General features: G+C 54.1%; 17 protein-coding genes and 2 tRNA genes. 7 read left to right on the top strand and 12 right to left on the bottom strand.

What is annotated here, in order from left to right:
• Window positions 1-7: 7 nt before the first annotated feature.
• The 3 genes from IB212_RS13760 to IB212_RS13750 all read left to right on the top strand — a co-directional run bounded on the left by IB212_RS13760 (window position 8) and on the right by IB212_RS13750 (window position 1,158).
• A tRNA-Cys gene (locus tag IB212_RS13760) sits at window positions 8-81 on the top strand.
• 12 nt (window positions 82-93) lie between these two features.
• A tRNA-Leu gene (locus IB212_RS13755) sits at window positions 94-180 on the top strand.
• 300 nt (window positions 181-480) lie between these two features.
• On the top strand, window positions 481-1,158 hold the full coding sequence (locus IB212_RS13750) for a DUF2076 domain-containing protein (RefSeq protein WP_041909395.1): 678 nt from the start codon (window positions 481-483) through the stop codon (window positions 1,156-1,158).
• Between the two features lie 119 nt (window positions 1,159-1,277).
• Here the strand turns inward: IB212_RS13750 and IB212_RS13745 are convergent, their stop codons facing one another.
• From IB212_RS13745 to IB212_RS13710, 8 genes are all read right to left on the bottom strand, one after another.
• Window positions 1,278-1,517, bottom strand: a complete 240-nt coding sequence (locus IB212_RS13745; RefSeq protein WP_041909397.1) for a hypothetical protein — start codon at window positions 1,515-1,517, stop codon at window positions 1,278-1,280.
• A complete protein-coding gene (locus IB212_RS13740) occupies window positions 1,514-1,993 on the bottom strand; it encodes a DUF2778 domain-containing protein (RefSeq protein WP_188245992.1) in 480 nt (159 codons plus the stop codon). The genes IB212_RS13745 and IB212_RS13740 overlap by 4 nt, the downstream gene beginning before the upstream one ends.
• Window positions 1,990-2,481, bottom strand: coding sequence for an Hcp family type VI secretion system effector (locus IB212_RS13735; protein ID WP_008500392.1), 492 nt, complete (start codon window positions 2,479-2,481; stop codon window positions 1,990-1,992). The genes IB212_RS13740 and IB212_RS13735 overlap by 4 nt, the downstream gene beginning before the upstream one ends.
• Window positions 2,482-2,635: 154 nt before the next feature.
• Window positions 2,636-3,352, bottom strand: a complete 717-nt coding sequence (locus IB212_RS13730) for an ABC transporter ATP-binding protein (protein ID WP_126818457.1) — start codon at window positions 3,350-3,352, stop codon at window positions 2,636-2,638.
• Window positions 3,349-4,224, bottom strand: coding sequence for an ATP-binding cassette domain-containing protein (locus IB212_RS13725; protein ID WP_045260336.1), 876 nt, complete (start codon window positions 4,222-4,224; stop codon window positions 3,349-3,351). Before IB212_RS13725 ends, IB212_RS13730 begins: the two co-directional genes overlap by 4 nt.
• Window positions 4,221-5,495, bottom strand: coding sequence for a high-affinity branched-chain amino acid ABC transporter permease LivM (gene livM, locus IB212_RS13720; RefSeq protein ID WP_047362806.1), 1,275 nt, complete (start codon window positions 5,493-5,495; stop codon window positions 4,221-4,223). The genes IB212_RS13725 and livM overlap by 4 nt, the downstream gene beginning before the upstream one ends.
• 11 nt (window positions 5,496-5,506) lie before the next feature.
• Window positions 5,507-6,421, bottom strand: coding sequence for an ABC transporter permease subunit (locus IB212_RS13715; RefSeq protein WP_047362805.1), 915 nt, complete (start codon window positions 6,419-6,421; stop codon window positions 5,507-5,509).
• Between the two features lie 99 nt (window positions 6,422-6,520).
• Entirely contained in the window at window positions 6,521-7,642 is a 1,122-nt protein-coding gene (locus tag IB212_RS13710) for a branched-chain amino acid ABC transporter substrate-binding protein (RefSeq protein WP_028013667.1), read from the bottom strand.
• Between the two features lie 415 nt (window positions 7,643-8,057).
• Between IB212_RS13710 and IB212_RS13705 the strand changes: the two genes are divergently transcribed.
• On the top strand, window positions 8,058-8,726 hold the full coding sequence (locus tag IB212_RS13705) for a YecA family protein (protein WP_188245991.1): 669 nt from the start codon (window positions 8,058-8,060) through the stop codon (window positions 8,724-8,726).
• 34 nt (window positions 8,727-8,760) lie between these two features.
• Here IB212_RS13705 and tyrP read toward each other — a convergent pair whose 3' ends face one another.
• From tyrP to yecR, 3 genes are all read right to left on the bottom strand, one after another.
• A complete protein-coding gene (gene tyrP, locus IB212_RS13700; protein ID WP_041909407.1) occupies window positions 8,761-9,972 on the bottom strand; it encodes a tyrosine transporter TyrP in 1,212 nt (403 codons plus the stop codon).
• Between the two features lie 245 nt (window positions 9,973-10,217).
• Window positions 10,218-10,715, bottom strand: a complete 498-nt coding sequence (gene ftnA / locus IB212_RS13695; protein WP_028013664.1) for a non-heme ferritin — start codon at window positions 10,713-10,715, stop codon at window positions 10,218-10,220.
• A gap of 203 nt (window positions 10,716-10,918) precedes the next feature.
• Window positions 10,919-11,257 carry a YecR family lipoprotein gene (gene yecR, locus IB212_RS13690; protein WP_041909409.1) on the bottom strand — a complete coding sequence of 113 codons (339 nt, stop codon included), beginning with the start codon at window positions 11,255-11,257 and terminating at the stop codon, window positions 10,919-10,921.
• 254 nt (window positions 11,258-11,511) lie between these two features.
• Here yecR and IB212_RS13685 point away from each other — a divergent pair, with 254 nt between their 5' ends.
• From IB212_RS13685 to IB212_RS13675, 3 genes are all read left to right on the top strand, one after another.
• Entirely contained in the window at window positions 11,512-12,150 is a 639-nt protein-coding gene (locus IB212_RS13685; RefSeq protein ID WP_028013662.1) for an RpiB/LacA/LacB family sugar-phosphate isomerase, read from the top strand.
• Between the two features lie 118 nt (window positions 12,151-12,268).
• A complete protein-coding gene (azuC, locus tag IB212_RS13680) occupies window positions 12,269-12,352 on the top strand; it encodes a stress response protein AzuC (RefSeq protein ID WP_014884364.1) in 84 nt (27 codons plus the stop codon).
• Between the two features lie 110 nt (window positions 12,353-12,462).
• Window positions 12,463-12,714 carry a DUF2766 family protein gene (locus tag IB212_RS13675; RefSeq protein ID WP_041909410.1) on the top strand — a complete coding sequence of 84 codons (252 nt, stop codon included), beginning with the start codon at window positions 12,463-12,465 and terminating at the stop codon, window positions 12,712-12,714.
• Window positions 12,715-12,754: 40 nt separating this feature from the next.
• Here the strand turns inward: IB212_RS13675 and IB212_RS13670 are convergent, their stop codons facing one another.
• Complete coding sequence (locus IB212_RS13670; RefSeq protein WP_041909412.1) at window positions 12,755-14,098, bottom strand: anaerobic C4-dicarboxylate transporter; 1,344 nt, start codon at window positions 14,096-14,098, stop codon at window positions 12,755-12,757.
• Window positions 14,099-14,212 lie beyond the last annotated feature (114 nt).

Raw genomic sequence — 14,212 nt, 5'->3', positions numbered from 1 at the left:
GTTTTACGGCGCGTTAGCAAAGCGGTTATGTAGCGGATTGCAAATCCGTCTAGTCCGGTTCGACTCCGGAACGCGCCTCCACTTTCTTCCCGAGCCCGGATGGTGGAATCGGTAGACACAAGGGATTTAAAATCCCTCGGCGTTCGCGCTGTGTGGGTTCAAGTCCCACTCCGGGTACCATGGGAAACAAAGAATAATCAAAGCAATAAGCAGTGTCGTGAAACCACCGAAAGGTGGTTTTTTTGTGCGCTCTAGCTTAGCGCGAAGTGATCGTATCTCATCATCACGATCGTGCTGTGCCCGGGAATTTGCTGCCATACCAGAACGTTAAGCCTAACTCTCTAATATCAAGCCCGGAAAGCAGGGCGATTTTCAGCTAACCTGCAACCAATTTTAAACAAACATTTCACTCGCCAGACACAGGTTGCCGCCGCTGATAAACTGGTTGGTATCCACCCTGGAGAGCGGAAGGTTATTGTCATGCAATATGAAGAACAGCAGCTTATCAACGGCCTTTTCGAGCGTCTTAAACAGGCCGGACAACAAAACAGCCAACGGGATGCAGATGCAGAGCGTCATATCGCTGAATTTGTCAGACAGCAGCCTGCGGCCCCCTACTATATGGCGCAGTCGATTTTGATTCAGGAAGCGGCGCTGAAACGCCTGCAGGCCCGGGTTCAGGAGCTTGAAAGCGAATTAGCCGCGCAAAAAAGCAAACCCTCGACGGGCGGCAGTTTCCTCGGCGGCCTGTTTGGTGGCGGGAATAGTAACCCGCAGCCTGACAACAGCTGGAATGCCCAGCCGCAACAGCCGTCGGCGCAGGATTACTCTCGGGCGCCAGCGCCGGCTACTCGCGGCGGCGGTTTTATGGCTGGCGCGCTCCAGACAGCCGCTGGTGTGGCCGGTGGCATCGCGCTTGCTGAGATGCTTACCAGCATGTTCCATCAGTCGCGGCCGGAAGAGATCGTGAACATCATCGAAGAACCGACAATGCCCGTCGGTGGTGAACCGTTTGTCGGTAATCAATACGGCGATGTTAATAACGTCTCTGACACCCGTTTCCTCAACCAGAACGATCCGTTCGGCAGTAATAACGACGTCTGGCAGAACGACGATGTAGATGACGACTACAGCAATGACGACGATAGTTTTATTTAACGACGTTATCGTGAAACTACCGAAATGAAGTGAACCCCGAAAGTTGGGTATCCAACGATTAGGGGTTTTGCGTTTCTGAATCAAAAAATACCTTGAGGCTAAGCCTGAAGGCTCATAAATCACATTCTTTTTACTATTTTTCTTACTAACAAACCTGTAAGAATTGCCGGAAGCAATCCAAACAAAGAGGCGATATCGACTAACGTATCCTCCAGTTCTTCTATCCCGTATGTGCCGAAATGATCCATCATGGCATAAGCCCATTCGGCAGGTATCAAAATAAAAAGCCAGCGCGTGTATAGAAGAAAACTGATAAGACCGATTGCAAGGCTGAAGGTGATTTCTATAAAAGTCCTCATGTTACTGTTATTGTCCCGTAAGCTTTAAAGCTCGTGCAAGGTACTGGCATCATAGTTGTTTTCATAATAGCTTCGTACAAGTAATCAAAGTCACTCAGATGAAGAAGGGTTATACAGCCTTCGCTTAACCCTCTTGGTCCTATCGGATGGAGGCGGAAATGGCCACGCCGGACACCTTCAACAAATACTTGATCATCTATCTGCCAGTCATCTTTGTATAAGGCAAACCATTTTGAGCGATCGGTGCCATAAATATTTTTCAGGGCAAAATCACTTAGTCCTCCGAGCCTGCCTCCGCTCTGTCGGTTCACGATGAAGTAACGTCCAGGCGGGATCGGCCCGATTTCTGATTTGCTTGCCATAGTCGGATTGTTTCTGCCATAGAGTTGGCCTGAGAATGCCGGAAAGTTTCCTACCCCCGGAACGGTAAGAATAGATGACGGTAAGCCATTCAATGCATAGCGCGCAATAATCATGCTGTAACCCGAATATTCCAGCCGTCAGTAAACTGGATATTCCCGTCACAGTGCTTCCATGTGATTCTCTCATAACGCAGTTCTATCGCCTCTAGGTGATTGTGTTTTTCCATTGAGGGATTTTTTACGTTATGCATTACAGGCGTTATCCCTACGATTTTCACATTTTCTAAAAGCATATTGAAATACTCAACTTCCTGCCCTGCATCGTTGATACGGTACCATTTGATTTCAGCTGACTTTAGGGTCTGGCCAGTTGCTACAGCCCGGTAAAGGTAAGGAGAGGATGAATCAAACTCTTTTTCGATTGTTAGTGGGGAGTGGACGCGGGTACCGGTTAGTTTCCCCGTATTGCCATCGGTTGGAATGTGTAAACCATGGCCAAACGATAAAACCTCAATGCTACCTTCACGGTGCTGAACATCTACAGAACCTGTAATATTCGCCCCTCCGTCATCTTTGAGCCATAAATATGCGGGTATAGCCATTCTGAACGCTCCTTTTCAGTGAGTTTGACGTTATTGTCAGAGACTAATAAATCAACAAATTCAGGCCCTTTCAAGGCATTGCGTGCTATACTTTTCGTGAATATCTCATTGTTATTTATATGAAAATATTTCTAATGGTTCCTTAGGTATCAAATCACACCCCACCCAAATACGCCTTCCTCACCTCCTGATTTCCCAGCAGCTCCTCGCCGCTGCCGCTCAACCGGATCTGCCCGTTAACCATCACATATCCGCGGTCGGAAAGCTTCAACGCATGGTGCGCATTCTGCTCCACCAGAAAAATGGTCATGCCGTTGCGGGCCAGCTCGCGCAGCGTCTGGAAGATCTGTTTCACCACTATCGGCGCTAAGCCCAGGCTCGGTTCATCCAGCAACAGCAGCCTGGGACGGCTCATCAGCGCCCGGGCGATCGCCAGCATCTGCTGTTCCCCGCCGGACATGGTCATCGCGCGCTGCTTGCGCCTCTCCTTGAGGCGAGGGAACAGGTCGAACATGGTTTGCATATCTTCAGCCGCAAACCGATTGCCGATGGGGATGGTTCCCATCAGCAGGTTCTCTTCGACGGTCATATCCGGGAAGACACGCCGGCCTTCAGGCGCCTGCGCAATGCCGCCGGAGGCGACGTAGTGGGTGGATTGATGGCTAATGTCGTCACCACTGAACAGAATCTGCCCGCTCCGGATGCGCGGCTGGCCAAAGATAGACATCAGCAATGTGGATTTACCCGCGCCGTTAGCGCCAATCAGCGCCACGGTCTCACCTTTATTGACCTCCAGGGAGACCTGCTTCAGCGCCTGAATGGCGCCGTAGAACACATCCACCTCGCGAAATGCCAGCAGCGGTTCGGTCATAGGGTCACCTCGCTTTCGTCCGTACCCAGGTAGGCAGCAATCACCTTTTCATCATGCTGGATCTGTTCGGGTTTCCCTCTGGCAATGACATCGCCGTGGTCGAGCACGATAATGTCGTCCGAAATCTCCATCACCATCCCCATATCATGTTCAATCAGTAAGACCGTGATGTCATGACGATCGCGCAGGAAACGAATAATGCTGCTCAGCTTATGCGTTTCGACCGGGTTAAGCCCGGCGGCAGGCTCATCGAGACAGATCATCTCGGGCCCGGTACACATTGCCCGCGCGATCTCCAGACGCCGCTGCTGCCCGTACGACATCTCTCCCGCCAGGCGATTGGCGCACTCCACCAGGTCCACCACCTCCAGCCAGTAGAAGGCCCTGTCCAGGGCATCGCTTTCCGCCCGCCGATATGCCGGCGTGTTTAAGATCCCGGCGAGCAGATTGCGGTTAACGCGCATATGCTGCGCAACCAGCAGGTTTTCCACGACAGACATCTCGCGAAAAAGGCGGATGTTCTGAAAGGTGCGCGCCAGCCCGGCGCGGTTCACCAGGTGCGTTCCACCAAACATTTTGTAGAACAGGCGCTGCCCGAACTGCGCGGGGTTAATCCAGTCGCCCGGCTGGAATTTTTGTCCGAGGACCTGAATAACGTTGGTCGTTTTAGTGCGGGTAGAAAATAAAATATTGCCGCCGGAGGCCTTATAGAAACCCGTCAGGCAGTTAAACACGGTTGTTTTTCCCGCTCCGTTTGGCCCGATAAGGGCGGTAATGGAGCCGCGCTGCACGTCCAGATTTACATCGTTAAGCGCCTTAATCCCACCGAAGTGCATCATCAGATGTTCCACGCGCAATATCGTCCCGTTCATGGCGCCACGCCCTTACGCACGGCAAACCCGCTGCGGTTAATGCGGATCAGGCCGCGTGGACGCCAGATCATCATCACCACCATCAGCATGCCAAACAGCAGGACACGATACTCAGCAAAACTGCGCAGCAGCTCCGGCGTTACCGTCAGCACGAAGGCGGCCAGCACCACGCCAAGGGTCGAGCCCATGCCGCCCAGCACCACGATGGCGAGGATCAGCGCGGATTCAAAGAAGGTAAAGGAGGTCGGATTCACAAACCCCTGATAGGTTGCGAAGAACACCCCGGCAATCCCCGCGGTCGACGCGCCCAGCGTAAAGGCGGAGAGCTTCACCAGGACGTGATTCAACCCCATCGAGCGGCAGGCAATTTCGTCTTCTCGCAGGGCTTCCCACGCCCGGCCAATCGGCATCCGCGTCAGGCGGTGTTTGACGTAGAGCACCAGCATCACCACCAGGAACAGCACCGCGTAGATAAAAATAAACTTCATGTTCGGGTTGTAGGTCAGGTGGAAAAACTCGTGAAAAGGCACGCCGCCTTCTTTCGCGCGTCGTCCAAATTCCAGGCCGAAAAAGGTGGGGGGAGGGGCTGACACGCCGTTGGGGCCGCCGGTGAAGGTCAGCCAGTTGTTCAGGATCAGGCGAATGATCTCCCCGAACCCGAGGGTGACGATCGCCAGATAGTCGCCGTGCATGCGCAGTACCGGGAAACCGAGCAGGGCACCGGCGGCGGCGGCCATGATTGCCGCCAGCGGCAGCATGCTCCAGAAGCCTAACCCCAGATACTGATACCCCAGCGCCAGACCGTACGCGCCAATCGCGTAGAAGGCGACGTACCCCAGGTCCAGCAGGCCGGCCAGCCCCACGACGATGTTCAGCCCCAGACCGAGAAGCACGTAGATCAGCCCGAGAATGGCGACGGTCAGTACATACTTGGTGGCGACAAACGGGAAGCAAACCGCAAGCGCAATCAACAGAGGAATAATCCAGCGCATGCGGCTTTTGTAGTCCGGTGGCCTAACATAGACGCCCGCGTTATCAGCTTCGAAGCGCGCCTGGAAACGAGCGCCCGCGGCGGTACCCAAAAAAGCGCTCAAGAGAAAACGCCCCAGCATTACAATGCCGACCATCCAGGCCAGCCGTTGTCCGGCAAAGTTAAAGCTGTACCCGTCCAGCACCACGCCAGCAATCGGGCCGAAGATAATCAGCGCAATCAGCCCGGAAAAAATCGCGTCCAGAACGCAGCGCTTTAGAGAAAAACCGTGCGATGTCATCATTCTCTTCCTCACACTTTGGCCACAACCGGACGCCCGAGCAGACCCTGGGGCCGGAAAATCAGGATCAGGACCAGCAGGCCAAACGAGAAGACATCTTTATAGTCCGAGTTCACCATGCCCGAGAACTGGGCTTCTGCGACGCCCAGGATAAGGCCACCGAGCATGGCGCCGGGCAGGGAACCGATACCGCCGAGCACCGCCGCCGTAAAGGCCTTAATGCCAATCACAAACCCGACGTAGAAATCAAAGGTGCCGTAATTCATGGTGATGAGCACGCCCGCCAGGCCGGCCATCGCCGCGCCGATAACAAAGACCAGGGAGATAATCCGGTCGGTGTTGATCCCCAGAATAGAGGCCATTTTGCGATCCTGCTGTACCGCGCGGCACATCCGCCCCAGCCGGGTATGGTTGATTATCCACGTAAGCAACAGCATGCCGGCAAACGAGGCGAGCAGAATAAACACTTTGGTGTAGGTTATCTGCACGAACCCGTCGCCAAGATGCAGTCGAATCACGCCGTCGAGCATGGTCGGCACCCCTTGCTGGCGCGGGCCCTGGCTAAGCTGGGCGTAGTTTTGCAGGATAAGCGACATCCCGATGGCGGAGATAAGCGGCGCCAGGCGCGTGGAGTTGCGCAGCGGCCTGTAGGCGATACGCTCGATAGTCCAGCCGTACACGCCAGTTACCGCGATGGTGAACACCAGCGTACCCAGAATCAGCAAGGGGAAGGACTCAAGCCCGAAGAAAGAGAGCAGCGCCAGACCAATGGCGCAGAGATAGGCGGAAATCATATACACTTCGCCGTGGGCGAAATTGATCATCCCGATAATGCCGTACACCATGGTGTAGCCGATGGCGATCAGGCCGTAGACGGAGCCCAGCGTTAAGCCATTGACTAACTGCTGCAGGAAGAATGTACTCATCTTAGCGCGCTCGTTTTATAGGCTGCGCGAGGCGCGCAGCCTGATGTTTATTACGCGCCGACGGGCAAGCCCGCCGACGTTGAGCGTGATTCCGTCCCGTTACTGCACTTCCTTATATTTTCCCTTGTCGTCCCACTGGTAAACCACGTAGTCAGACACTTTCAGGTCGCCTTTGCTGTCCCAGGCTTTTTTGCCCATCACCGTGTCGACGGAATTGGCTTTCAGCCACTCGCTGGCTTTCGCGGAATCCTTGCCGCCGGTGGCCTTGAAGGCTGCGGCAATGGCCTGTACGGAGGCATAGGAGTAGAGGGTATAACCTTCCGGCTCGAATTTACCGGCGCGGAATTTGTCGATAACCGCTTTACCGTCCGGGATCAGGCGCGGATCTTTACCAAAGGTCATGTAAATGCCGTTGGTATATTGCGGGCCGCCCGCTGCCGTCACCATCTCTTCGTTGACAATGCAGTCGCCGGAGAAGAATTTCGCCTGCACCCCCTGTTCACGCATCTGGCGAACCAGCGGGCCAGCTTCCGGGTGACAGCCGCCGAAGAACACCACGTCCGGTTTTTGCGCGCCGATCTTCGTCACCAGCGCGTTAAAGTCTTTTTCACCGCGGGATAAACCTTCATACATCACATCCTTGACCCCGCGCTTCGCCAGCGCCGCTTTGGTGGCATCAGCCAGTCCCTGTCCATAGGTGTCTTTATCGTGAATGATGACCACGCGTTTGGCTTTCAGCTTGTCGATGATGAAGTCGCTGGCGACCTGACCCTGCTGGTCGTCGCGGCCGCACATGCGGAACATGTCGCTCATGCCGCGTTCGGTGATCTGCGGGTTAGTTGAGCCAGGAGTAATCGCGATGATGCCCGCGTCGCTATACACCTCGGAGGCGGGCATGGTGGAAGAGGAGCAGAAATGGCCGACCACGGCGTTGACCTTATCCTGGTCGACCAAGCGGTTGGCGACGGCCACCGCCTGCTTAGGCTCGCAGGCGTCATCCCCCTGAACCAGTTTGATCTTCTCACCGTTAATACCGCCTGCGGCGTTAATGTCTTCGGCGGCCTGCGTTGCGCCGTGCCAGTACTGATCGCCGTAGGTGGCATTAGGGCCCGTGAACGGTCCGGCGACACCGATCACGATATCTGCCCGGGCGGAAAATGCCGTTACCAGACAACCGGCCAGCACAAGAGAAACAGGCGTTTTGATAAATTTCAGCGACATTATTATGTTCCTTAGCAAAGAGGTTTTTGCACCACGGCGTAAGCCTGAACGCCCAGGGCGCAGCCAATCCAAAAACACGAGCAAGAACAAAATGCACTAAACGAACGGCATCCTGCGTGATACGGCGAGGTTTCCATGCGCAGCGTCGCGCGAAGAACAGCAAGCAAAAACGTTGCCAGAATGGTTAACCCCTTGACGGGGTTATGACATGTTTGAGTATAGAGCGCCGCGTTATCCCGCCCTGCGCCAGGAGAAGAATTTACAGCGGAGATCACACATCGTTAACAATAAAGCCCATAAGTTGTGCAACGGTCACGATTTGCACACTTTTGCAGCAATAAAGACCTAAACTTCAGCCAGGGCAGGCGTGCGATCTGTGGTAGGATCCTTTCCTTTTTTATCAGGAGTGTCCGCGATGACGGAAGGTCCATTAAATGAAAGCGAAATGGCGTGGCTGGAAGAGACATTAATGTCTTACGGTCATGACGATGCGTCCGTGATTGACGTGTCCGAACTGGACGGCATGCTTACTGCAGTGCTTTCCGGCCCTGTTGTCGTTGAGCCAGATGCCTGGCTGGTGGCGGTGTGGGGCGGGGAGAAGTACATCCCGCGCTGGAAAAACGATCGTGAAATGAACCGTTTTATCGATCTCTGCTTTAAGCACATGAACGACATTGCCGAGCGCCTGAGTGAATACCCGGATCAGTTTGAGCCGCTGTTCGGCTATAACGACGTTGACGGTGAGAGTTACACCGTGGTCGAAGAGTGGTGCTATGGCTATATGCGCGGCGTGGCGCTGACGGACTGGTCAGCCCTGCCGGAAGCCCTGAAGGCCGATCTCGACGTGATTGCCCTGCACGGAACGGAAGAGAACAGCGAGAAGCTGGATGAACTGTCCGAAGAGGAGTATATCGCCAGCATCGAGAGCATCCAGCCTGCGGCCATGCGCTTATACAACTACTGGGTGGAGAACCCGCAGCAGCCGGAAGCGAAGAAGCCTGTCGTGAACGGCACGAAAGTGGGGCGTAACGATCCGTGTCCTTGCGGCAGCGGGAAGAAGTTTAAGAGCTGCTGCCTGCACTGATAAAAAAAGGGGCTGATGATAGCCCCTTTTATCTTTAACCCACTTCCGGCAGCATCCCGGCGGCAATCAACACCTGCACCAGAATAATCATTACCCCGCAGCCAAACACAACGCACAGCAGCGGTTTTCCTCCCGCGACGCGATATCCTTGCTGAGGATGCTGCTGACGGCTTTTCCACGCCAGCAGGGAAGGGAGCAGCAGGGCCAGGACAGAGAGCGCCACCCCCGCGTAGCCCAGCGCCATCACAAACCCGCGAGGGTAAAACAGCGCAAACGCCAGCGGCGGCAGGAAGGTAATGGCTCCGGTCTGTAACCGCCCGGCGGCAGTATTGCGACGCTGGAACAGGTCGGCCAGGTAATCGAACAGGCCGAGCGCTACGCCCAGGAACGAGGTCGCGAGCGCCAGGTCGGCGAACAGGTGAACCGCCAGCTCCACGTGCGGCGAGGTGACCACTTCGCGCAGAGACAACAGAAAACCGTTCAGGCCAGCGTGCTGCGCCATCAGCCCGACGAAGGTTGAAGAGTCAATGCTACCCAGCGTCACCAGCTGCCAGAAAATGTAGGCGATCAGCGGAATGGCGCTGCCGATAACAAACACACGACGCAGCTTGCGGACATCACCGTTCATATAGCTGACGATGCTCGGCACGCTGCCGTGGAAGCCAAACGAGGTGAAAATGACCGGGATGGCGGAAAGCGCCAGCCCTTGCTCCAGCGGCAGCGTCAGCAGGTTCACCTTGTGCACGTGCGGTGCCAGCAGTGCCAGCATGACAACCAGAAACAGAATTTTGGCGCTGAAGAGAAAACGGTTAAAGAGATCGACCAGCGATGTGCCCACGCAGACCACGCCGCCGCCAATAAGCGCAAAGAAGATAGCCCCCGTTGCAGGGGTAATGTCAGAGCCAAACCAGTCGTTGACGCTGGAGGCGATTAACTCCCCGGCACCGCTGATATACGCGGCCGTGAGGGCGTACATCAGGAACATCATGCTAAAGCCGGTGATCCACTGGCCGTAGCGTCCCAGATAGCGCGCCGCCAGCGAACCCAGCCCGGTATCGGCGGGCACATGCTGGTAAACCTCAAGCAGCAGCAGTGCGGTATAGCACATTAATGCCCAGAGCGTGCCAAGCAGCAGCAGGGTCATCCCAAATCCCACTCCCGCGGCAGCCAGAGGCATTGCCAGCATTCCTGCGCCAATCGTCGTTCCGGCGACGATAAAAATACTTCCCAGGGTTCTGTTCTTCACGCTTTCCTCTACAACGACGCTTAACCGCAACAAAATCTGCGGCGCAGAGTAAGGCAAAAGCGGTAATTCGTCAAACCACCGTTACAAGGCGTGTAATGAAAGGTTTACGTATTGCGCTACTGCTCATCCTGAGTGGGGCGACGGTCAGGCGTGACGTAAATAAGGCGTACGGGGAATAAAATGCGTGTTTTAATGCAGGGGAAAGGTAAATTAACGCGGCGCCGGAAACCGGCACCGCGCTGATATTAATTCTGCGTATCGAGAGTCGATAGTTCTTTATCAATAAAGTAAAGTCCTTCGCCGGATTTACCCACCAGGGATAATTTATCCAGCACGGATTTAAACAGCTTCTCTTCTTCGTGTTGTTCCGCAACGTACCACTGCAGGAAATTAAAGGTTGGATAATCCTGGCCGATCATTGCCGCATGAACCAGTTCGTTAATTTTCTGGGTGATCAGCTGTTCGTGCTCGTAGGTGGCGCGGAACAGTTCGTCGAGAGAATTATATTCAGCAAAAGGCGATGCCACGTTCTCAATGCGCGGCAGGCTGCCCGTATCGGTCAGATAATCAAACAGGCGCTGCATGTGGGTCATCTCTTCCTGGGCGTGACGACGCAGAAACGCGGCCGCACCTTCAAAGCTGTGATAGCTGCACCAGGCGCTCATCTGCTGGTAGAGAAGGGATGAATAGAGCTCAAGGTTCATTTGTGCATTGAGCTTGTCGATCATTTCAGTTTTCAGCATGGTGGCGCTCCGGATTATTATTACGGGTTCATAATGAGCGACACTATAATTTGTTATTTAATTATTTGCAAAAAGTAAAGTTAAATATTTGTTCGTTTAAAATACGAATGGGAATAAAACGCATTGGCGATATTTATTTTTATTAATGCGAATTATTTTTGTTCTTAGTTAAATAAAGCGCCAGCAAACGCTGGCAGCTTTGATTAATACCAGGGATTATTTGCCTTAGGGTTAACGGCATACCCCATGCACTTATACTGGATAGTAACGCTCTCGTTCAGGCACAAAGAGCCGCTTGTCAGGGTACAGGTTTTGACCGGCTGCCCGTAGGCAGAGGCGGTGGCATAGCCCATGTTCTGACAGGCTTTTACCGCGGTACCGTTATTAACATATTCATCGGACCAGGCGTTTTGCAGCACGGCCTGGCCATAGTCGAGGCGGACAATGCCGTTCGGCGCGTCGAGGCTGCTGATTTCCGCCTGGCGTTTAACGCTGCATCCCGCGAGCAGCAGGACTGTAGCGGCTACGATGGCTCTTTTCATGGTTCGCTCTGAGTGGATGGAAATACGTTATCGTACCCGCAGATGCCCGCTGCAATGCCAGGAATAGCCGGACGATCTACCCTCACTCTTTGCAACGGACGGCGTAGATCCTCCCCTTCACAAAATTGTGAGCGTGCATTTAGTTTTTAAAACTGCATTTCATTTACTTTGAAAGTCTGTTTATTTGATGCCAGAATGAACGGGAACAGGTATCCATGGCGGGGAGCGCCCGCAGCGCATTCTGGAGAGAAACGATGAAAATTGCACTGATGATGGAAAACAGCCAGGCGGCTAAAAACCCAGTCATATTAAAAGAGCTGAAAACGGTAGCCGATGAAAAAGGGTTTCCGGTTTACAACGTGGGTATGAGCGACGAAAACGATCATCACCTGACCTACATCCACCTGGGCATTATGGCGAGCATTTTGCTGAATGCGAAAGCGGTGGATTTTGTGGTCACCGGCTGCGGCACCGGGCAGGGGGCGCTGATGTCGTTAAACATCCACCCTGGCGTGATATGCGGCTACTGCATCGATCCCGCAGACGCGTTTCTCTTCGCGCAAATCAATAACGGCAATGCGCTCTCGCTGCCTTTTGCCAAAGGGTTTGGCTGGGGAGCGGAGCTAAACGTTCGCTTTATCTTTGAAAAGGCGTTTACCGGCCGAAAAGGGGAGGGTTATCCTCCAGAGCGTAAAGAGCCGCAGGTGCGTAACGCCGGTATTCTGAACCAGGTAAAAGCGGCCGTGGTAAAAGATAACTATCTTGACTCGCTGCGCGCCATCGATCCTGAGCTGGTGAAGACCGCTGTTTCCGGCCCGCGTTTCCAGCAGTGCTTCTTTGAAAATTGCCAGGATAAGGCGATCGAGGATTTTGTTCGCAGTATCGTGGGTTAATGCGCACTGCGCAGTTTAAATTGTGATATGCGTCACAAAAATATTGATTTTTGTGACGATGGTCATATTATAGGCACATTGACAATAAAGTTGTATAACAAGTTAATGGAGCATCACAATGAAACTGCGCAAAATCCTGAAAAGTATGTGGGCCAATTACTGCCGCACTTTTAAAGACGTGCCGCCTGGCGCCATGTTCTGATAAAAAAAAACCTGCTTCGGCGGGTTTTTTTGTGTCCTGCGGCAATGAAGGGCAGATGTCACGGGCCACGTTTTGATACTATGGCGGCCTTTGAATAAGGAGAAACCCCCATGTCACAAAACCTGAACGCCGATCAGGAACTGGTCTCTGACGTTGTCGCCTGTCAGCTGGTTATCAAGCAAATACTTGATGTTCTGGACGTTATTGCACCGGTTGAAGTGCGCGAGAAGATGTCCACGCAGCTGAAAAACATCGATTTTGCCAGCCATCCCGCGGCTGCCGACCCGGTGACGCTTCGCGCGATCCAGAAAGCCATCGCGCTGATTGAACTGCGTTTTACGCCGCAGGGCGAGTCTCATTAAAACGCGAACGGGCGACCACGCGTGTCGCCCGTTGAAAACGTTAAAAGAAGGTCTGGACCAGCAGGTAGCTCGCCGCGCAGGCGCAGCTCACGCCAATTAGCCCCGGCAGAATAAAGCTGTGGTTAATGATGAATTTGCCTATGCGGGTTGTTCCCGAGCGGTCAAAGCCGATGCAGGCTAAATCACTCGGGTAGGTCGGCAGAACAAAATAGCCGTAGGACGCCGGGAAGAAGGCGATCAGCATTTTTGGATCGATGCCCAACATCAATCCCATCGGCGCCACGGCCGTCAGGGCCGCCGCCTGGCTGTTTACCAGCTTCGACACCAGGAAAAGCACGATGGCATACGTCCACGGATGGCTTTTCACCACCCCTTCCAGCGCCAGCTTTAACTCATCGAGATGCGCCTGGAAAAAGGTATCGCTCATCCACGCCACCCCGAATACCGAGAAGATCGCCACCATACCGGCCTTGAATACCGCACCGTTTGAGATGGCTGAGGCATTGACCTTGCAGGCCATCAGCATCACGGCACCGGCAATGAGCATCATCATCTGAATGACGAGGTTCATCGACAGGGCCGTCATTTTACCTTTCAGTTCGAAGGCCGGGCGCAGTTCGGGGAAAGCCCCGAGCAGGACTACCACCGCAATACCGGCAAAGAAAATCCATGTCGACCAGTAGGCCTGCTTCGGAAAACGCTGGTTCATTAACGTCTCCGTGCCGCCATAGATAAACTCGCGCTGTTTGGGATCTTTCAGTTTCTCCTGAAACTCCCCGTCGTCAGCCAAATCTTTCCCCCGACGTAAACTCCACAGGGCCGCGATCGCGACGCCGAAAAGCGAAGCGGGAACCGATACGGCGAGGATTTCCAGCATCCCCCACGCGTGCCCAATCCCATGCTGTGCGGCCAGGATGGAGACCAGCGACACAACGGCGACGGAAACCGGAGACGCGGTGATCGCCATCTGGGATGCCACCGATGCCACCGCCATTGGGCGTTCCGGGCGGATCCCTTTTTTCAGGGCGATATCCGCAATGATGGGGAACATGGTGTAGACCACGTGCCCGGTGCCGCACAGAAAGGTCAGCATCCAGGTGGTAAAAGGGGCGAGAAGCGTGATGTGCTGCGGGTGTTTGCGCAGCAGGCGTTCAGCAAACTGCATCATGACGTTGAGGCCACCCGCGGTCTGCAGGGTAGCGGCACAGCCTATCACCGCGAGAATGGTTAACATGACGTCAACCGGAGGCTTGCCGGGCTGGAGCCCAAAGACAAAACACAAAATAAAAAGGCCAATACCGCTGATTAACCCAAGCCCCATGCCGCCGAAACGTGTTCCCGTCAGCAGGCAGAGGAGAATGACAACAAACTCAATGGTGATCATGCTTTTCCCTCGTCAATGATTATGTAATTAAATAAATCATTACATTTTGTATGGTTAATCATTGAGAGCGAGATCTGATTTGTTAAATTTCAGCAAAAGCAGAGGGTTGGGGAG

The organism is Enterobacter sp. E12, assembly GCF_014596715.2.
In the GTDB taxonomy this organism is placed as follows: domain Bacteria; phylum Pseudomonadota; class Gammaproteobacteria; order Enterobacterales; family Enterobacteriaceae; genus Enterobacter; species Enterobacter bugandensis.
The sequence above is the reverse complement of the archived record's forward strand: the minus strand, read 5'-3'. Positions and strand labels throughout refer to the sequence as shown.